The sequence below is a fragment of the Nocardia sp. CA-120079 genome (assembly GCF_050955745.1).
In the GTDB taxonomy this organism is placed as follows: Bacteria; Actinomycetota; Actinomycetes; order Mycobacteriales; family Mycobacteriaceae; genus Nocardia.
In genome coordinates this window covers 5,583,452-5,603,018 of record NZ_CP192088.1, presented here as the reverse complement: position 1 = coordinate 5,603,018, position 19,567 = coordinate 5,583,452, and the positions used below count along the sequence as shown (strand labels likewise).

Sequence of the window (19,567 nt, the reverse complement as noted above, 5' to 3'; positions counted from 1 at the left end):
ATTTCCCCTCAGGTTCCCCAATAACAGATGTCTCTACAGCAAAACGCGCAACGCCGACGCCGATCCCGCTACGACGCAGTGAACTCACCGCATATGGTCACCGCCCTTCCGAGGGACCGGCGGGATCGTCGACGACCCAGCGGCCGTCGAGTTCGGGAAACCTGGCACGGACCTCCGCGAGCAGATCGCGCAATGTCAGCAGCACGAAATCCGGTCGGGCGGAGACGAGTTCGGCGGGGGAGATGATCGGTATATCGGTGCCCGGCATCCGACGGCCCTGTTTGGCTGGTGAGGCATCGGCGACTGCGGCGATCAGTCCGCGGTGCACGCCGGCGATGCTGAAGAGCGCGACCGCGCGCGATGCCGCCCCATAGGCGTACACCCGTCTGCGGCGCGCTGCCATCGCCTCGAGCCAGCGGCACAGTAGCCGGGCATGCTCGTCGGTCGTGCGCTGAAGGCCCTGTAGCGCAACGAGCTCGGTGTATTCGGCTTCGGCGGCGCTGATCGCGCGCACGGCATCGTCCGGTTCGACCGTGCCGTGCACCGCGCCGATCAGCACGGTGCCGCCGTACAGATCGAACTCCCACGCCCTGGCCACACACATCCCGGCGGCCTCGAGCAATCGGTGCAGTGCGCCGAGCGAGTAGTACGCGAAATGCCCGTGCCGCAATGCATTCCACTGACCTGCCGCGACAATGGTGGCCAGCGAGTGGTATTGGAGCAACAGCAGACCCGTCGGTGCGGTCGCCGCGGCCCGCTGCGCGAAGGCGGCACGCTGATCCGGCTCGTGCATGATGCCGAAGCAGTCGAGCACCACATCGGCGACCCCGTCGACGGATTCGAACCCGCGCTCGGCGAGCAATGGCAGCCAGGTACCGCCGTGCGGACTGCCGAATTCGCGCGCGGTCCGCCCGCGCAACAGACCGGCGCGTGCCACCCGTGCCACTGCGTCAGCGGCCTGATCGCGCAGCGCCTGCGGCTCGATGCCGCGCGGCTCCGCGGTGCGGGTGTCGTCATCGGCCAATTGCGCCAGCCCGCAGGCGCCGCAGACATCCATGCGCAGCGGATGCGCGATCTCGGTGGTTTCGATCGCACTGGCCGCGAGCGGAAAGTGGTCGGCGGCAGGAACTTTACCGAGATCGAGCACCGGAGTGAGTTCGGAACTCGAGCAGCCGCGACAACCGCGACCCGGGACCGTCCCGTTCATGACACGATGGCCTGGTGCGCATCGAACACACCGATCTCGCCGATGTCCTGGTGCTCGTGCCCGAACCCGTCCGGGACGACCGCGGCCTGTTCACCCGCACCTTCGACGCCACGGAGTTCGACGCCCACCTCGGCGCACCCGGTACGGCGGCCGCCTTCGTGCAGGATTCGCAATCGCGTTCGGCACGCGGAGTCATCCGTGGCATGCACGGACGCTCCAGGCGCGGTGAGGCGAAGCTGGTGCGCTGCGCGCACGGCGCGGTGCACGACGTGCTCGTCGATATCCGGCCGGATTCGCCGAGTTTCGGGCAGCAGCAGGCATTTCGACTCGACGACACCGAATTCCGGCATCTCTACGTGCCGCCGGGCTTCCTGCACGGCTTCCAGGCGCTCACCGCGGCCGCCGATGTCTGCTACCGGATCGACCGTCCGCACGATCCGACCGAGGACATCGGCGTCGCCTACGACGATCCGGAACTCGCCATCGCCTGGCCGCTGCCGGTCACCGTGGTCTCGGCCCGTGACCGAGCTGCCGGCAGTTGGAGCCGGCTGCTCACGACTCTGCCTCGCTGACGCTCGGCTCCGTCGTGCGCAGCATGCGCGCTGTGCCGATGGTTCACTCGCTGACGCTCGCTCACGACTCTGCCTCGCTGACACTCGCTCACGAAACTTGGCGAGCCGCGGTGATCCGGCGCATCGACGCGTCCAGCACCCCGGTATCCCGCAATTTCTCCAGATGTGGCAACCGGGTGAACCGGCGGAAGAAATCGTCACTGGTCAGTCCCCTGGCGGTGTATTCGCGATACAGCTGTTCGGCCCCGGCGGCCACCGTCCAGGTGGCGCGGTAGCCGAGAACCGAACGGGCGGTGGAGAAGTCGACGCGGTAGGACCTCGGGTCCGCACCGCTCTCGCCGGTTATGGACAGCCGGGCGCCCGGCACTGCCCTCACCACGGCCTCGGCGATTTCGGCCACCGTGAGGTTGTTCGCCTCGGTGCCGATATTGAACGCCCGGCAGTCGATCGCCGCGCGCGGCGCGGTCAGGCAGGCAGCGAAGGCCTTGGCGATATCGTCGGCATGCACCAGCGGCCGCCACGGTGTCCCGTCCGAGAGCACCTTGACCTCGCCGGTGAGCACCGCGTACCCGACCAGATTATTGAGCACGATATCCGCGCGCAGCCGCGGCGAGAAGCCGAATGCCGTTGCGTTGCGCAGGAATACCGGCGTGAAGCGGGCATCCGCCAGTGCCGCGACATCGTCCTCGACCCGCACCTTGCTCTCGGCATAGGGCGTGATCGGACGCAGCGGGGCGTCCTCGGTGACCAGATCCTCGCCCGCCGCGCCGTACACCGAACAGGTCGATGCGTATAGAAACCGCCGCACCCCAGCCTCTTTCGCGAGCCGGGCCAGCCGCACCGACGCGTGATGATTGATCGCGTAGGTGATTTCGGGATCGAGCGCCCCGAGCGGATCGTTGGACAACGCCGCGAGATGGATCACCGCATCGAATCCGATGAGCTGATCGACGGTAACATCGCGCAGGTCGACCGCGAGACCGGGCGGATCGCCGGGCGGTCGGCCGAGGACACAATCGGCGAAGAAACCGGCATCGAGTCCGACCACCTCGTGGCCCGCGGCGCGCAGCACCGGTGCCATGACCGTGCCGAGATAACCCTGATGTCCGGTGAGCAGTACACGCATGCCCGTGTCTTCGGCAGTCAATTGAGCTCCAATAGTCATGACAGACCCAAATCGACGACGACCTTGTCGACAACGAATGCTTCGGCATGCCGATCCCGGCATTGCACCCCACGCAGCCGGGACAGACCGGTGAACGACTGCTCGTCGAACCAGTCCCGCCCCACTTGAGAAGGGTAGTGCTTGTGCAGCATCCGCGCCTTTTCCTCGGCGAATTCCGTTGATATCGGCACGAATACGGTCGGGGTCGGCGTATCGGTCTCCCACTTCAGAATTTCGTAGCCGAGCACCAGATGGTCCCGGAATTCGGTGGGTACCAGTTCGGCGAGGAGCCGATGATCCTGATGTGCGTCGCCGCGCTGCGGTGCGAAGACCAGATCCGGTTCGGTGTTCGCGCGGAAAGTGGCCAGCGCCTGCTTGATTCGGTCCCAGTGCGCGGGTGCTCGGCCGTCGGGCAAGTCGAGCACCGTCACGCGCAGATCCGCGTTCGGACAGAACGCGGCCAGCGCGGCGCGCTCCTCGTCCTCGCGCACCGTGCCCGCACCGGTGAGCACCAGTGCGCGCACCCGCAGCCCGGAATGCTTGCGCGCCATCGTGAGCAGCGTCGCTCCCATGCCGATCGCGATGTCATCGCAATGCGCGCCGAGCACCGCGATCTCGGTCAGTGACCCCGTGGTCAGCGCGATCATGCGAACTGTTTCTCCCAGACCATCCACGGGCGGATGCCGGATCGGTATGCCGCGTCGAGTTCGGCGCGTTCCTTGAAGGTGTCGGCGGGCTTCCAGAAGCCCAGATGCTGATAGCCGTAGAGCCGGCCCTGTCCGGCCAACCTGCCGCAGGCGTCGGCCACCAGATCACCGCCGGGCGGCAGCAGATCCAGTACCTCGTGGCTGAGCACGAAGTATCCGCCGTTCTCCCACAGCGGCATCGACGAAACCGGCCGGATCTCCTTGACCTCGCCATTGGGCTTGATGTCGACGCAGTGGAACGACTGCTGCGGCGGCACCACCATCATCGAGGCCGCCGCGCCGGAGGCGTCGAAGCGCTCGATCATCTCGTCGAGCGGTGCGTCGGTGAGCACGTCGGCGTAGTTGGCCAGGAAAGTCTGCTCGCCCTCGAGATACGGGCGCACCCGGCGCAGCCGTTCGCCGATGGCCGAGTCGAGGCCGGTGTCGACGAAGGTGATCGACCAGTCGCTGATATCGGTACGCAGCAACTCCACCGAACCGTCGCGGATGACGAAGTCGTTGGAGACCGACTCCTGGTAGGTCAGGAAGAAGTTCTTGATGTGCTCGGCCCCGTAGCCGAGGCACAGAATGAAATCCTTGTGGCCGAAGTGCGCGTAATAGCGCATCACATGCCACAGCAGCGGCCGTGGACCGACCAGTTGCATCGGCTTGGGCAGCATGTCGGAGCCGTCACGCATCCGCATCCCGTACCCGCCGCAGAACAGCACAACCTTCATCGCGCGTGCCTTCCCCTCGATTCAGCAATGTTCGTTTCCCCGAGCACGGCGCTGTGCAAAGTCGGTAGTGGATAGACCAGTTCGCCGCCCCACTCGGCGATATGGCTCAGTTGTGCGGTGATCTCGGCCTCGAGATTCCACGGCAGTACCAGCACCACATCGGGTCGATCGAGGTCGATGCGTGCCGTCGGGTAGATCGGAATCCGGGTGCCCGGCGTGAATCGCCCGTGCTTATAGGGATTTCGGTCGACGGTATAGCTCAGCAGGTCGGGGCGGACCCCGCAATAGTTGAGCAGAGTGTTGCCCTTACCGGGCGCGCCGTAGCCGACCACCCGCCTGCCCTGCGCACGCGCGTCGAGCAGGAACCGCAGCAGCTCCTGACGGACCTGCCGCGCGCTGGTCTCCAGGTGCCGGTAGCCCTCGGGGCGGTGCAGGCCTGCGGTCTGCTCACGGTGCAGCACCTCGCGCACCCGGCTGCTCGGTGCGTCCGCGACTGCCTCCGGCCGGGCCCACAGCCGGATCGAGCCACCGTGGGTGGCGAGCAGTTCGACATCCACCACGGCCAATCCGGCAGTGGCCAGCGCGCGCTGGGCCGAGAGCACCGTGTAGTACTGGAAATGTTCGTGATAGATGGTGTCGAACTGGCCGAGCTCCATCAGGTTCAGCGCGTGATGCACCTCGATCGAGAGCCAGCCGTCATCGGCGAGCAGTTCGCGCAGTGCGCGGGTGAATCCGCGCAGATCGGGGACGTGGGCGTAGACATTGTTGGCGACGACCAGGTCTGCGGGCCCGTGCTGGGCGCGGATCCGTTTGGCGAATTCCTCGTCGAGGAAGGCGGTTTCGGTCGGTACGCCGAGGTTGCGCGCGGCCGCGCCGACATTCACCGAGGGTTCGATGCCGAGGCACGGGATGCCCGCGGCGACCACATGCCGCAGCAGGTACCCGTCGTTGCTGGCGACCTCGACCACGAACGAATCGGTGTCGAGGTCAAGCTTTTTGACAGCTTCGGAAACGAAGACTTCGGCATGCCGTACCCAACTATCGGAATACGAGGCGAAATAAGCGTATTCGGTGAAGGTTTCCTCCGGCGTGATCAATGCGGGGATCTGCAACAGTAGGCAGTCCTCGCAGATCCGCAGATGCAGCGGATAGGTCGGCTCGGGAAGGTCTAGTTCGTCCACCGCGAGAAATTTCTCGCACGGCGGTGTGGCGCCGAGGTCGAGCACACTCGACAAACGCTCGGAATCACAAAGTCGACAACGCATCCTGGCCCCCTGCCTCCTGCCGCGTGGATCGGCCCCGGCGAATTACCGGCATGCCGAAGACGTCGGCGCGATCAAGTGAGACGTTACAGCGAATCGCTTGCTCGCGGCTCATGAAACCGATTGTGTGGTAGCGGTTTTCGGACGAATTCAGGCGCGCTCAGACCATGGGCATCTGGTCGGCAAACAACCCCTCTTGGTGGCGGAGCCCCCAATGTCACTTCCATCTGGTGTGGGCGCGGGTGCGCCACCTGCCGACTTTTCCCGGCAACGCATTTGTGTCAAGTTTCGAAAAACCGACCGTCCGAATGTTGGCTACTCCGTGGAATACTTTGCGGCGCTTTCTGTTCAGCGTGTGGAGTGGATTGTGTTCTGTAACAATCGCCTTCGGGCCGTCGACTGAAGGAACACCCCGGGCGGTCGGATTGCGTCGAGGGGACCGGTCGACGGGGATCGGGGGCAACGAAAGACTCCCAGGGGGAGGTGTTTGTTCAATGAGCTACGAGCTCACCGACGATGACGACCTGGATCTCGCAGGCCCGTCACCGACCCTGCCGCGCTCCGAGCGCGAACGTTGGCAGGCGGAGTATGTACGGCGGCTGGCCACAACGGATTTCGCGGTGATCGCCGTAGCCGTCGGCCTTGCACAGCTGATCCGGTTCGGCGGCCCCGCCGCGCCCCCGCTGGCCTGGCCGATGCCGTACGAGATCGGCTACACCGTTGTCTCGGTGTTGCTCGCGCTCACCTGGCTCGCTTTCCTCGCGGCATGCAATTCCCGGTCGCCACAGGTGGTGGGGTCCGGGTCCGAAGAGTATCGGCGGTTGGTTTCGGCCACGTTGCGACTGTTCGGGGCCTTGGCGATCATGTCGCTGATCTTCCAGATCGAGTTCGCGCGAGGCTATCTCGCGATCGCGCTGCCGCTGGGGCTGGTCGGACTGATGGTCAGCCGGTTGCTCTGGCGACTGCACACCAGACAGCGCCGCAGGCGGGAGGGCGAATACCGCACCTCGGTACTCGTGGTCGGCTGGCCCGAGGCGGCGCAGGCGATGGCGACCGCCTTCTCTCGCGATCCGGATTCCGGATATCAGGTTGTCGGCGTATGCATTCCGGATGGCGGCACCGACACGACCGACTACGCGATCCGGGCATCCGGAAAGTCCTACTCGGTGGTCGGCGACGATCGCTCGGTGCTCGACGCGGTGCGCCGCAGTGGGGCAGATACCGTCGCGGTGACCGCGACCGATCACCTCGGCCCCGTCGAATTGCGCCGGATGGCATGGGATCTCGATCCGCTCGGCGTCGAGTTGATCGTCGCGCCCGGGGTCGTCGATATCGCGGGCACCAGGCAGACCAACCGTCAGGTCGCGGGCATGCCGATGCTGCACATCGCCAAACCGCAGTACGACCGCGCGAAGTCGACCGGTAAGGCGGTCTTCGATATGTGCTTCGCCGGCGCCGTGCTGTTCGCGATCCTGCCGGCGATGCTCGGCATCGCAATGCTGGTCAGGCTGACGAGCCCCGGTCCGGTCTTCTACCGCTCGGAACGAATCGGGCGCGGTGGCAAGCCTTTCCAGATGATCAAGTTCCGCAGCATGTACGTCGACGCGGATCGCAATGTCGCGGCGCTCATCGAGGCGAATGGCGGCAATCCGGTGTTCTTCAAGATGAAGGACGATCCGCGCATCACTCCGATCGGCAAGATCATTCGCAAATTCAGTCTCGACGAGTTACCCCAGTTCCTCAATGTGCTGCGCGGCGAGATGAGCGTGGTCGGCCCCCGTCCACAGGTGCAGCGCGAAGTCGACACCTACGACGGCAATATGCGGCGCAGGCTGCTGGTGAAGCCGGGCGTCACCGGTCTGTGGCAGGTGAGCGGACGCTCGGATCTATCGCTCGAGGATGCGGTTCGCCTTGACCTGTCCTATGTCGAGAACTGGTCGATGATCCTGGATCTGCTGTTGATCGCCAAGACGATCGGTGCGGTTGCGCGCGGGGAGGGTGCGTACTGAGACTCAGCTGGGGCGGCGGGCCGGGAATTCGGCGGCGAGTTCGGCGAATACCGCGGTATTCAGCGCGAAGGCCCGCTGTCCCTCGTCGAGCACCCGGCGGCGTTCGAGGTCGTCGAGCGGCAATTGATCGAGCAGGCCGCGGTATTCGCGTTTGAAGGCCGCCGGATTTCCGAGCGCGTCGAAGACGTAGAAGCGCACACCGTCGCCGCGATGCGGGAGATTCCACAACTTCTCGGCGGTCCCCCGGATGACCTGGCCGCCCGAGAGGTCACCGAGATAGCGGGTGTAGTGGTGCGCGATGTACCCGGCGGGCCACTCGCGGGCGCATTCGTCTATGCGGGCGGCGTAGGCGGCCGTGGCGGGTAGCGCTTCGAGGGCGTCGCGCCAGTCGGGGCCGATGAGGTGCGCGAGGTCGCGTTCGAGCTCCGCGGTCCTGGCCAGTTCGGTACGGATGAACGGACCCGCGATCGGATCGTCGGCGAGGGCGTCCCAGCGGTCTTCCAAGGCGTGGTAGATGAACCAGAGTTGGGCGGTGTAGCGGTGGTAGGAGTCGATGCCGAGTTCGCCGCCGAGCATGTCACTGATGAACGAGGAGTTTTCCGCTTCCTCGTGCTGCTGTGCGGTGGCGCTGCGGATCGCCGTGGAGAACGGGACCGTATCCGACATTTCTGAACCGCCTCACTGAATCTGACGAGCGAGGGCTTTGGGCACCCTAACTAATTCGAACAACCATACCGGCTGTCCATGGCAGCCACCTGCGCATCATGATCGACGGCCGGATTCCCGGCGATGCGGATGTCGCGGCAGTCGGCGTATGCGCACGATGACCGGCCGGCGGATCGAGCCGAATCGGCTCAGGATGCGCGGCCTGCGCACGGTGCGGTCGAACCACTCGCCGAGGGTGACACCCGCGGCCAGTGCGCAACCGACGCCGACCGCAGCGAGCACCTGATTGCCTCCGATCAGCAGTTCGTCGTTGAGCAGCGCGTAGAGCCCGCGATACACCTTCAGACCCGGCAGCAGCGGGGTGATGCCCGCGAGCGCGACGACCAGCGGGGGAGTCAGCGCTCGGCGCGCCATCAGACCACCGGCCAGACCGACCAGCGTCGCGGCGACCGCGGAGGAGATCACCGGACCGAAGCCGAGATGCTGTACGAGCAGAAAACAGATGGTGCCCGCGGCACCGCCGAATGCGGCCGCGGCGAGCGCGCGACGCTCGGCGTAGCAGGCCAGTGCGAACGCCAGCGCGGCCACCGCACCGGCCGCGATCTTGATCGGCAGATCGGTGATATCGCGACTGGAGGTCAGATAGACCGGCGGAATCGTGGCGCCGAGGATATCGCCGACCCGCAGTGCCATCGCGATGCCCGCGATAATGCCGCCGGTCATCATCATGACCTCGAGCATGCGGGCGGTCGCGGTGATCGGCGCGCCGGTTATCGCGTCCTGCACCGCGCCGACCAGCTGCAATCCACTGAGCAGCACGGTGATTCCGGCGGCGATGACCAATGTCGGGTCGACATCGATATGCAGGGTCGCCGCCAGGGTGGCCAGCAGCAGCGCCGGTGTCGCCGCGACAGCGCCGCCCACCACATGCTGGAAGAAGAACGGCAGACCGTAGCGATTCAGGACGCGATTGACGCGGTCGATGGCCAGGGTGGTGCCGAAGCTGACCGCGGCGACGAGCCAGCCGCCGCCGAGCAACGCCGCGATCGATGCGGCGAGCAGCGACCAGCCGAAGGTGGCGACCCAGCGGTGGTACGGATGCGGCGCGGAGGTGATCGCGTCCAGGCGGGCACGCGCGTCGCCGGGTGGGACGACCTCATTGCGGATGCGGCGGGTAAGCCGGTCGACCGCGGCGAGGCGAGTGAGGTCCAGTGAGCGGTATTTGACTACCCGCATGGTGCTGGCGGGCGGCAGCAGGGGACCGCGGTCTGCCCAGATCCTGATCGCGTCATAGGTGACGTCGATATCGCAGCGGGCCAGTCCGTAGGTGGCGGCGATGAAACGCACCTGGGTCATCGTGTCGTTGACACCGGTACCCGAGGCGAGCACCACCTCGCCGACCCGCACGGCCAGATCGAGCACCTCGGCGACGCGCGCATCGTCGGTGAGATCGATCGGCTGCAGCGGCGTCGGCGCGGCGACGATGTGGTCGGCGGTGGCGGGGCGGTCGGCGACCAGCAGGTCGACCGCCTGTTTGACGACCGGAATGCGGGGTGCGCGGAGGAAGCGCAATCGCGGCCGCCTGGCCGCCTGGTCGCCCGGGGCGGTGTCGTCTCCTCCTGGAAATGTGTCCGGACCCATGTGCGCGACCGTAGTCAACCGAGGCCTTGGTTCGCATCCGTGGTGGTCCGAGGGACCATTCAGTGGCTAGACGGTTGTCCGGACACTTGGTCGGAGCAAGGAAAAGTGATAGAACTTGTTCTAATTTGCAGATGGGAGCGTGCACGGTGCGGTACGGAATTGTGTTGTTCACCAGTGACCGGGGCATCACGCCCGCCGATGCGGCCGCGGCCGCCGAACAAGCCGGATTCGACGCCTTCTACGTGCCCGAACACACCCATATCCCGGTGGTTCGGGCGGCCGCGCATCCGCGCACCGGGGATGCGAGCCTGCCCGACGATCGATATCTGCGCACGCTGGACCCGTGGGTCGCGCTGGCCACCGCGGCGGCGGTGACCAGCCGGATCACGCTGTCCACCGCGGTTGCCCTGCCCGCCGAACACCATCCGATCACCCTGGCCAAAACCCTCGCCTCGCTGGATCATCTGTCCGGCGGCCGGGTCAGCCTCGGCGTGGGTTTCGGTTGGAATACCGACGAAATGGCGCATCACGGGGTGCCCGCGAACAGGCGCAGGACGGTATTGCGTGAACATCTCGATGCCATGCGCGCGTTGTGGTCGGAAGAGGAGGCCAGCTTCGCGGGGCAATTCGTGAATTTCGGGCCGAGTTGGTCCTGGCCCAAGCCGGTGCAGAAGCGGATTCCGGTGATTCTCGGCGCGGCCGGGACCGAGCAGTCGTTCACCTGGCTGGCCAAGAATGCGGACGCCTGGCTGACCACCCCCACCGAGGACGGCCTCGGGGAGAAAATCGAACTGCTGCACCGGGTTTGGCGCGAACACGAGCGTGCGGGCAGCCCGGAGATCATCGCGCTGGCCGGACGCCATGATGCGGCGCAGCTCGCCCAGTGGGCCGAATTGGGTATCACCGAAGCGGTTTTCGGCCTGCCGGACCGCGATGCCGATGACGTGCGCGCATACCTCACCCGCCTCGCCGGAAAGCTCGGTCTCGACGCAGCCCGCTGACCCCCGTCGGCGTCAGCGGGCCTCACGCTAACCGCGTCGCCTGCGTGCCACAAGCAATCCGATCAGTACACCGGCCACGCCGATGATCGCAACGCCGATCACGGCGATCGCGATCATGCCGGTCGACGAATTCGATTCGGACGTCCTCGATTCCGCCACCGCGGGAGCCGCACCGGGCGTGCGGCTCGTCGGTGTCTTCGCACCGGTCGAATTCTCACCGAAAACGCCCTCGCCGATGGTGCTCGCGTACGTCGGACCGCTCCCCTTGGTATCGCTGACGGTGAGATCCAATTGCACCGGCACCGCGCGGTTTTCGCCCTGTTCGAAGGTCGAGCCGAGTTTGACGGCAATGTAATACCAACCGGCCACCGCCTCCCGCCGTGACTCCAACTGGTCGGCCTTGCGGTTGTTGTACCGAACCGGCACCGTGGCTATCGCCTTGTTGGCCGGCAGTACTCCCTCGGTGCCGGTATAGGACGAGAAGTCCGAATCGATCTCCTCGCGGACCGGGCTGTAGAGGCTGGTTCGAATATTGGAGAGGTTATCGAGTCCGCGGCCGCCATTGGCCCCGAACCGAACTCGATACGCAAGGCCCTGACCCCAGTCCAATCTGACGCGATAGAAGACGAATTCACCCGGCTGGAGCGTATCGGTGTAGCGACCGCTGCCCGGCATCGTTGCGGCCACGGTGAACGACGAGCCGCCGGATACCGGCGTACCCGCACCGCTGGGTTCGACGAAGCTGATCGGCGGTGCGACCGCGACCGGACCGGTGTCGCTCACCGCGGGTTCGATGCCGACGATCAGTTCGATCGGAAGTCGTTCCGGCACACCGGCGGAAACCTTATCCCAGGTCAACTGGAAGTAGTAGCGGCCGCCGCCCTTGCATTTGTCAGAGCCGCTATTGCCCTTGCGTTCCTTGGTCGCACCGTCGAAGGCCTTGGCCACGGTGAGCGCGGCGCCGTCACTGGATTTGGTGGAGAGCTCGGATTCGAAGACATTGCAGTCCTCGCCGCCCGCACCGTAGACCCGCATTTGCAGGGTGTTCAGATCGTCGGTCGGGGAGATATCGCGCAATCGCGGAAAGGAAAGCGTGCCACTGAAATACGCGGTCGCACCCGACGGGACATCGACTGCCCAGTAACGCTTTTCCTGCTGACCGATGGTGTCCAGATACTGGCCCGGGGTCGCGACCGGCGCCGCGCCGTAGGTCGGCGCGCCGGTGATCGGTATGCCGACGGCCTGGTAATTGCGCAGGGCGGCCGACGATATGCGCGGCAGTGTCCGTTCGAGCGCGGGACCGTCGGCGGCGTCGCTGTAGGTACCGCCGGTGGCCTGTGCCATGCAGGTCAGCTGGGCGCGGGCCTTGGCGTCGACGGCGAATCCGATGGTGTGCACGATGAGATCGAGCCCCTGCTTTTTCAATTCACGCGCGACCTCACAGGGCTCGGGCGGGGAGCAGGTGTCGTCACCGTCGGAGACCAGGACGATCGAGCGCGGTCCTGATTTGGGCAGTGTCTCGGCGGCCTGACGCAGTGCGGTGCCCATCGGCGTCCAACCACTGGCCTTGATCCCGTCGACCGCGCTGGTCAGCGCGGTCCGGTCCAGGGGTTCGGGTTTGTGCAGGACCCGGACGTCGCGGCAGCCGGATGCCTTCTCCGCCTCGGTATTTCCGGTGTTCGTACCGTAAACGGTCAGTCCCACTTTGGAATCCGCGGGCGCGAAACCGACGAAGTTCCGCACGGCGTTCTTGGCGGCATCCATCATCGTGCCCGCCGGATCGGGGCGCTGCATGGAGCCGGACGCGTCCACAATGAGCATGGTCGGCGCGTACTGCGGGTTGTCCGGACTCTGCTGTGCCTGCGCGGGCAGTGCCGCCACGGCGAGTCCGATCAAACCCGCAGCAGTGGCCGCGGTCAGTCGGGTAAAGCGCTGAGTAATTCTCGACATCTGCCTCGTCTGCTTATTTCGCTTTGGTAACGAAGCAAACGTTACCCATAGGGGGTGGGTGTTCCCATCGGTGAAACGGGCGCTGGCATAACCGATTGTCCGTAGCGGGTGGTCAGGCTGCCAGGGACATATTCCAGAAGTCGGCGCAGCGGTCACCACGGTGCAGGAGTTCGTCGTGCGTGCCCTGTTCGACGATCCGGATCGGAAAGACACTGGGCATCGACCTCACCGAGCCCGCCGGACTGACCCGGTCCGGACTCGCCCTCACCGCGTGGCGGCACCTCGACGACCGATAACGCGGCACAGTGCCCCGTAACGAGCGGTGAAACTCGTTACGGGGCACTGCTATCCGAATCTCAGCGCAGATCGCGGCGGCGGAAGCCCACGATCCCGACCCCGAGCAGCACGACCGTGATCCCGAGCAGCCACAGGATCGGTGTGGCCTCGAACGATGAGCCGGGCAGCTTCGGCGGGTGCACGAAGGGGACCAGATCGCGGACCCACTGCGGGAGTCCGTCGAGCGCGCCGATGACGAAGATGATGATCATCGTGCTCAGCACGCCCCAGGCGACCGGCGTGTAGCGCGGCGCGAGCCCGTAGATCGCCGCCGTGATCGCCGTGAGCACCCACACCGCGGGCAGTTGCACCGCCGCTGCGCCGAGGCAGTCGCCGAGCTTGCCCGCCAGATCGCCGTCGGAGATGCCGTAGATAACTCCGACCGCCGCACCCGCGAGGAACAGCAGCACCACCGGTCCGAGCAGCGCGATGCCGATATGGCTGAGCGCGTAGCGTTCTCGGCTCACCGAACCGGCCAGCGTTGCCTCGGCGCGCTGGCTCGACTCCTCCTCGTGCAGTCGCAGTACCGCCGAGATGGAGTAGGCCGCCGCCGCGATGGCCAGCATGCCGAGGGCGAAGGTGATGAAGGAATTCTGCAGCACATCGGTGCCACCCATCCGGTTGATCACATCGCGGACCTGCTTGCTGTTGTCGAGCATGTCGCCGACGCTGTTGATGGCGCCACCCATCAGCGATCCGTAGAGCAGGAAGCCGATGGACCAGGCCAGCAGAGAGCCGCGCTGTAGCCGCCACGCGAGTCCCGACGGACCGGACAGCGTCGCAGCCGCGACCGGTGCGCCCGGCCGCTCGGCGAGCAGACCCGATCCGGTATCACGTTGCCGCAGTAGCATATACGCGGCGATCGTGGTCACGATGGCGACGGTGAGCAGCGGAATCAACACCCACCAGCGCTCATCCGCATACGGCCGCATATTGATACACCAGCCGAGCGGCGAGAACCAGGACAGCACACCGTTTCCGGCGTCGCCGACCGCGCGCAACGCGAAGGCCGTGCCGAGTGTGCCGAACGCCACCCCGCGCGCGACCCGCGCACCCACGCTCACCTGTGCCGCGATGGCGGCGACCCCGGCCCAGACCAGACCGGAACTGCCGAGCGTCGCCCCGTAGGCCAGCGAACCGGCGGCGGGCAGGTCACTGCCGTAGAGCGCGAGGGCGCTCAGCATGGCGACGATCAGACAGCCGGTCGCCGTCATGATCATGGCGGCGGTCAACCCCGCGTAGCGGCCGATACTCGTGGCGCCGACCAATTCCGCGCGACCGGTCTCCTCCTCGACCCGGGTGTGCCGGATGACGGTGAGAATCGTCGCGATCGCCATCATCGCGTAGAACGGACCGGCCTTCCACAGCCCGACCGAGCCCAGATCAGTGCTGAAGACCGGCCCGTACATGGCAATGAGCGCCGGGCTTTCCATGACCGACCGCGCCGCATGATCGAGGTCGGCCTGCGTGGTGTAAACGGCCTTGGCGCTGCTGACGTAGGCGGCGGGCAGCAGGCCGAAAGCAAATACCCACAGCGGCAACACAATTCGGTCGCGACGCAGAAACAGTCGCAGCAGTTGGGCGGTACCGGCGAAGTCGGCCGACCCGCGCACGGCGGGCGTGGCGTAATGCCTGCCACCCACGGTTGCGGTTGTCATGATCCCACCTTCTCCATGGCCGCCCGCGCCTGCTCGGACGTCGCGCCGTCGACGTGGTAATGCCGCATGAAAAGCTCCTCCAGCGTCGGTGGCGCACTGGTGAGGCTGCGCACTCCGGCATCGCCGAGGATCCGGATCAACTCGCCGAGATGTTCTCCGTCCACCTGACAGCGCAGCGTCGAACCGTCGCGTTCGATGTCCTCGACACCCGGGACGCGGCTGAGATCGCCTGGGTCGCCGAGCAATTCGGCGGTGATGGAGGTGCGCGACAGATGGCGCATATCCGCGAGCGATCCGCTTTCCACGGTGCGCCCGGCCCGGATGATGGTCACCCGGTCGCAGAGCACCTCGACTTCGGAGAGGATATGGCTGGAGAGCAAGACCGTGGTGCCACGCTGGTTGGCCTCTTCGACGCATTCGCGAAAGACCTGCTCCATCAGTGGATCCAGGCCCGAGGTCGGTTCGTCGAGTAGCAGCAGACGCACATCGGAGGCGAGCGCGGAGATCAAGGCGACCTTCTGTCGGTTGCCCTTGGAGTAGGTGCGTGCCTTCTTGCGCGGATCCAGGTCGAATCGTTCGATGAGTTCGGTGCGACGCCGCGGGTTGATTTCACCGCGCATTCTGGCCAATAGGTCGATGGTTTCCCCGCCGGATAAAGATGGCCATAGTGTGACATCGCCTGGTACATAAGCGATTTCGCGGTGTAGTTCGACCGCATCGGTCCACGGGTCGCGTCCGAGCAGCCGGGCCTGGCCGGAGCTGGCGCGCAGGATCCCCAGCAGGATACGGATGGTGGTCGACTTACCCGCGCCGTTCGGGCCGAGGAAGCCGTGGATTTCGCCCTCGCGGACCGCGAGATCCAGCCCGGTCAGGGCGGCGAAGTGGCCGAAGTTCTTGTGCAGATCGCGAACTTCGATGATGTCGGACATCAGGTCTCCTTGGTAAGGGTGTCCAAAATCGTTGGGTCGGTCAGGAATCCCTGGGCGTAGAGCTCCGCGGCGGGCAGCATGAACTCCTCGGTCAAGGAGCGAACGACCTTGCGGTAGTCGAGCTTTTCGCCGCGTTGTTGCAGCAGGGTGACGTACAGGACGGTTGCGCCGACGTTGACCATCGTCAGATATCTGGCACGCGCGGCGGGATCACGGCTCGGCTTGAGGGTGCCCGCCTCGACGCCCGCCTGGATGTACTCTTCGGCATCCGAAATCATGTGCTCGAGCAGGGACCCGGCCAACGGCCCGCCTGCCTGCAGGCTGCGCACCATATAGGCGACCAGCGGGCCGTATGACTCGATCTCGGACATCGCGGTGAGCATGCTTTTCGCGACGTTCGTCTCGGTGGCGGTCTTCCACTTCTGGTCCCGGATCAACTCCAGCACCCGCTCGTCGCAGGCGGCCCGCAGGCCGTCCTTGGAACCGAAGTGATGGTTGACCAGTCCGGGGGAGACACCGGCCGCTGCGGCGATCGCGCGCACTCCGACCTGGAATCCGTTGTCACCGAACACCTCGATCGCGATATCGCGAATGCGGGCGGCGGTGGTGAGATCCGAGTTCGGGATCGTCACGCGGCGCCTCCTAGATCGGCGGGTCCTTGCGATACGGCTCTCTGGTTGAACACATGTTTAGTATATTAAACACGCGTTCAATGGTAAAGCAAGAGTTCGTCGAAGATGTCGTGTCACGAACTTTATGTCGGCAGAACGTGCTGGTCAGCGTCTTGGAAGCGGACACAGAGGCGGGCAGCCCATCGGCGCTTACCGGCCTCTGGACGTCAGCGAAACGCTACTGTCGGGGTATGCCTGACACCGAGAACGTCTCGACATCGGACCACCTCCGCGACGCACTCGACGGCCCATGGCGCGCGGTTCGCGCCGAGGCCAGGGTGCAACTGGCCGGAGACCAGTTCACCGGCAATCCGTATCTCGACTACCACGCGGCACGGGCACGGGTGCTCGAGCAGATGCGGGCGATCGCATCGATGGGCTACGCGGAGCGTGGATTCCGACGCGAGAACGGGGGCACGGGGGAGCCGGGGGAGGCGGTCACAGGGCTGGAGATGCTCGCGTACGCCGACCTGTCGCTGTGGGTGAAATCGGGTGTGCAGTGGGGCTTGTTCGGCGGGGCCGTGGAGAACCTCGGAACCGAACGGCATCGCGATGTGGTCAAGCGGCTGATATCACTGGATCTGCTCGGCTGTTTCGCGATGACCGAATCCGGACACGGCAGCGATGTCGCGAATCTGGAGACGACCGCGACCTACGATCCGCAGACCCAGGAGTTCGTCGTCCATTCGCCGACACCGTCGGCACGCAAGGACTACATCGGCGGCGCGGCCGAACATGCCGGGATGGCAGCGGTTTTCGCGCAGTTGATCACCGAAGGGACGAGTCAGGGTGTGCACTGCTTCCTGGTGCCGATCCGGGATGAGCACGGCGCCGACCTGCCGGGTGTGACCACCTACGACGACGGACTCAAAGGCGGCCTGCTCGGTGTCGACAACGGCCGCATCGTCTTCGATCAGGTTCGCATTCCGCGGGAGAATCTGCTGAACCGGTACGCCGATGTCGCTCCCGACGGCACCTACAGCTCCGATATCGAGAATCCGAGCCGCCGATTCTTCACCACGCTGGGCACTCTGGTGCGCGGGCGGGTCAGCGTCGGTGGCGCGGCCGCGGCCGGTGCGCGGGTCGCATTGAGCATTGCCACGCGATACGCACTGAAGCGCCGGCAATTTTCGGATCCGGACAGCGGCCAGGAGACCTTGCTGCTGGACTACCGCAGTCATCAGCGGCGGCTGCTGCCCTTGATCGCCCGGTCGTATGCGCTTGCCTTCGCGCAGAACGATCTGGTCCGCCGCATGCATCTGGTGCAGACCGGCCAGGATCTCGATCCCGGCGCACAGCGCGCCCTGGAGAAGCGGGCCGCCGGACTCAAGGTCGCACAGACCCGATTCGCCACCCGCGCCATCCAGGAATGTCGCGAAGCCTGCGGCGGCGCAGGCTATCTCACCGAGAACCGGCTCGTCACACTGAAGGCCGATACCGATGTGTTCACCACCTTCGAGGGCGACAATGTCGTACTCACCCAGTTGGTGGCCAAGGAAGTGCTCACCGCCTACTCCGATGAGATCCGCGATCTGGACGCGCTCGGCTGGGTGCGCTTCGCCGCCACCATGGCCGGTGACGTGGTCCGCAAGCGTTCCGGTGTGCGCCAACTGATCCAGACGCTGCGCGACCGCAGTGACGACACGGTCGACGACGGCGATCTGTCCCGCCGCTCGGTGCAGCTGCAGCTGTTCGCCGATCGCGAGGACTATCTGGTGCGCACCGCCGGACACCGGCTGCGTGCCCGCGCGAAGGACACCGCACCCTTCGAGGCATTCAACAACGCGCAGGACCACATCCTCGCCGCGGGCACCGCACATATCGATCGACTGATTCTCGAGGCGTTCATCGAAGGCATTGCCGGAATCGCGGATCCGCAGGCGCGCGAACTCGCCGAGACCGTCTGCGATCTGTACGTCTACTCGATGCTCGAGGAGAACCAGGCGTGGTTCATCATGCACCGGTTCATGTCGGTGGAACGGGCGAAGGCCGTGCGTCGCGGTGTCAATGAACTGGTCGACCGGCTGCGCCCGGATGCACTGACGCTGGTCGAGGGCATGGGTGTGCCGGAGAGCATGCTGCGTGCGGCACTGCTGGATGATGCGAGCGTGTTCGATCGGACCAGTAATCGTACGACGGTGTAGCGGATCTAGGAGTCGGTGCGCGCCTGCTCCGAGAGAAATCGCTCGGTAAGTTTCCAGCAGACGACGACAAGTGCGATCGCCACCGCCGTGCCGCCGAGAATATCGGTGGGCAGGTGATAGCCGAGGCCTATCATGCCGACCGCGGCGCAGACCAGTGCGGCGGTGGCGATCACAATGGCGCCGACGCGCGCCCGCGTCGAGTCGGTCAGTACGACGAACGCGGTGGCGATCGCGACCAGATGCACGGTATGTCCGCTCGGATACGCGAGATAGTCGTGCAGCGGTCGATCCCATAGCGGTTTGAGCACCCAGCTGTTGATTCCGACCACGACCTGCGGAATCACCACCATCGCCACGGCCCGCCGCCACCGCCCCCGATAGCCGAACCAGGCGGCGGCCGCGAGCAATAGCGGGATCAGGATGTAGCCGTTGCTCGGGATCACCAGCGCCTCGTAGCTAACGGGATGTTCGTCCAGCGCCGAGTGGATCGGCTCGGCGACCTCGCGATCCAGATCGGTGGCCGCGCCGTCGCCGGGAAAGGTGAGCGGCAGCATTACGGCGATGCCGAGGCCGACGAGCACCACGGACAGCGCGACGAGGTTCGCGCGTATCCGGGCGAGCCACCCCTCCCATTTCCCGATCACCGCTCGACGATAGGGCACCCGCGAACAGACCCCGTCGGTCGCGGGGTCACGGTCCACCGCACGGGTCGATCAGGACTCGCCCGCCTCCAGTAGCTCCTTGGCGCGAGTCCAAGCCGGCGACCTACGCGTCCATCGTCCGCTGCACCGCCCCGGCCATGAGCAGTTTCTTCAGACCCGACAGCGGCGCCGACAGCGAAAATGTCACCTTCGTGCACCCGTCGACCATGTCGAAGGTGTACTCGATGACCGGCCGCAGCGGTCCCGAAATGCCTTCCAGGACGACCCGTCA

Annotated in this window: 16 protein-coding genes; 4 read left to right on the top strand and 12 right to left on the bottom strand. The window is 65.8% G+C overall.

Annotated elements, in window-relative coordinates; all coding sequences use genetic code 11:
- Positions 1 to 97: 97 nt before the first annotated feature.
- Entirely contained in the window at positions 98 to 1,207 is a 1,110-nt protein-coding gene (locus tag ACQPYR_RS25815; RefSeq protein ID WP_433621522.1) for a class I SAM-dependent methyltransferase, read from the bottom strand.
- Between the two features lie 14 nt (positions 1,208 to 1,221).
- On the opposite strand from ACQPYR_RS25815, the gene rfbC reads away from it, so the two are divergent.
- Positions 1,222 to 1,779, top strand: coding sequence for a dTDP-4-dehydrorhamnose 3,5-epimerase (gene rfbC / locus ACQPYR_RS25810; RefSeq protein ID WP_433621521.1), 558 nt, complete (start codon positions 1,222 to 1,224; stop codon positions 1,777 to 1,779).
- A gap of 88 nt (positions 1,780 to 1,867) precedes the next feature.
- On the opposite strand, the gene ACQPYR_RS25805 is transcribed toward rfbC, so the two are convergent.
- The 4 genes from ACQPYR_RS25805 to ACQPYR_RS25790 are packed head-to-tail and all read right to left on the bottom strand — an operon-like array spanning position 1,868 to position 5,632.
- Positions 1,868 to 2,905: an NAD-dependent epimerase/dehydratase family protein gene (locus tag ACQPYR_RS25805; RefSeq protein ID WP_433635245.1), complete on the bottom strand. Its 1,038-nt coding sequence runs from the start codon at positions 2,903 to 2,905 to the stop codon at positions 1,868 to 1,870.
- Between the two features lie 35 nt (positions 2,906 to 2,940).
- A complete protein-coding gene (locus tag ACQPYR_RS25800) occupies positions 2,941 to 3,591 on the bottom strand; it encodes a PIG-L deacetylase family protein (protein WP_433621520.1) in 651 nt (216 codons plus the stop codon).
- On the bottom strand, positions 3,588 to 4,367 hold the full coding sequence (locus ACQPYR_RS25795) for a glucose-1-phosphate cytidylyltransferase (protein ID WP_433621519.1): 780 nt from the start codon (positions 4,365 to 4,367) through the stop codon (positions 3,588 to 3,590). Before ACQPYR_RS25795 ends, ACQPYR_RS25800 begins: the two co-directional genes overlap by 4 nt.
- On the bottom strand, positions 4,364 to 5,632 hold the full coding sequence (locus ACQPYR_RS25790) for a methyltransferase domain-containing protein (RefSeq protein WP_433621517.1): 1,269 nt from the start codon (positions 5,630 to 5,632) through the stop codon (positions 4,364 to 4,366). Before ACQPYR_RS25790 ends, ACQPYR_RS25795 begins: the two co-directional genes overlap by 4 nt.
- Positions 5,633 to 6,123: 491 nt before the next feature.
- Between ACQPYR_RS25790 and ACQPYR_RS25785 the strand changes: the two genes are divergently transcribed.
- A complete protein-coding gene (locus tag ACQPYR_RS25785) occupies positions 6,124 to 7,638 on the top strand; it encodes a sugar transferase (protein WP_433621516.1) in 1,515 nt (504 codons plus the stop codon).
- Between the two features lie 3 nt (positions 7,639 to 7,641).
- Here the strand turns inward: ACQPYR_RS25785 and ACQPYR_RS25780 are convergent, their stop codons facing one another.
- Both ACQPYR_RS25780 and ACQPYR_RS25775 read right to left on the bottom strand, forming a co-directional pair.
- Positions 7,642 to 8,304, bottom strand: coding sequence for a heme oxygenase (biliverdin-producing) (locus ACQPYR_RS25780; RefSeq protein ID WP_433621514.1), 663 nt, complete (start codon positions 8,302 to 8,304; stop codon positions 7,642 to 7,644).
- A 96-nt stretch (positions 8,305 to 8,400) separates the two neighbouring features.
- Positions 8,401 to 9,852, bottom strand: a complete 1,452-nt coding sequence (locus ACQPYR_RS25775) for a threonine/serine ThrE exporter family protein (protein ID WP_433635244.1) — start codon at positions 9,850 to 9,852, stop codon at positions 8,401 to 8,403.
- Positions 9,853 to 10,091: 239 nt separating this feature from the next.
- Between ACQPYR_RS25775 and ACQPYR_RS25770 the strand changes: the two genes are divergently transcribed.
- Positions 10,092 to 10,946, top strand: coding sequence for a TIGR03619 family F420-dependent LLM class oxidoreductase (locus ACQPYR_RS25770; RefSeq protein WP_433635243.1), 855 nt, complete (start codon positions 10,092 to 10,094; stop codon positions 10,944 to 10,946).
- Positions 10,947 to 10,973: 27 nt separating this feature from the next.
- Here ACQPYR_RS25770 and ACQPYR_RS25765 read toward each other — a convergent pair whose 3' ends face one another.
- The 4 genes from ACQPYR_RS25765 to ACQPYR_RS25750 form a co-directional block, all read right to left on the bottom strand.
- Positions 10,974 to 12,896, bottom strand: a complete 1,923-nt coding sequence (locus ACQPYR_RS25765) for a VWA domain-containing protein (RefSeq protein ID WP_433621513.1) — start codon at positions 12,894 to 12,896, stop codon at positions 10,974 to 10,976.
- Positions 12,897 to 13,252: 356 nt separating this feature from the next.
- Complete coding sequence (locus tag ACQPYR_RS25760) at positions 13,253 to 14,890, bottom strand: ABC transporter permease (RefSeq protein ID WP_433621512.1); 1,638 nt, start codon at positions 14,888 to 14,890, stop codon at positions 13,253 to 13,255.
- On the bottom strand, positions 14,887 to 15,819 hold the full coding sequence (locus ACQPYR_RS25755; RefSeq protein ID WP_433621511.1) for an ABC transporter ATP-binding protein: 933 nt from the start codon (positions 15,817 to 15,819) through the stop codon (positions 14,887 to 14,889). Before ACQPYR_RS25755 ends, ACQPYR_RS25760 begins: the two co-directional genes overlap by 4 nt.
- The gene (locus ACQPYR_RS25750) at positions 15,819 to 16,451 is read right to left on the bottom strand and encodes a TetR family transcriptional regulator (RefSeq protein ID WP_433621510.1); all 633 of its coding nucleotides are present in this window, start codon (positions 16,449 to 16,451) and stop codon (positions 15,819 to 15,821) included. Before ACQPYR_RS25750 ends, ACQPYR_RS25755 begins: the two co-directional genes overlap by 1 nt.
- A gap of 230 nt (positions 16,452 to 16,681) precedes the next feature.
- Here ACQPYR_RS25750 and ACQPYR_RS25745 point away from each other — a divergent pair, with 230 nt between their 5' ends.
- Positions 16,682 to 18,634 (top strand): acyl-CoA dehydrogenase family protein, encoded by a 1,953-nt coding sequence (locus tag ACQPYR_RS25745; protein ID WP_433621509.1) that lies wholly within the window; start codon positions 16,682 to 16,684, stop codon positions 18,632 to 18,634.
- Positions 18,635 to 18,639: 5 nt separating this feature from the next.
- Here ACQPYR_RS25745 and ACQPYR_RS25740 read toward each other — a convergent pair whose 3' ends face one another.
- Positions 18,640 to 19,278 (bottom strand): phosphatase PAP2 family protein, encoded by a 639-nt coding sequence (locus tag ACQPYR_RS25740; RefSeq protein WP_433621508.1) that lies wholly within the window; start codon positions 19,276 to 19,278, stop codon positions 18,640 to 18,642.
- Positions 19,279 to 19,567: the final 289 nt, after the last annotated feature.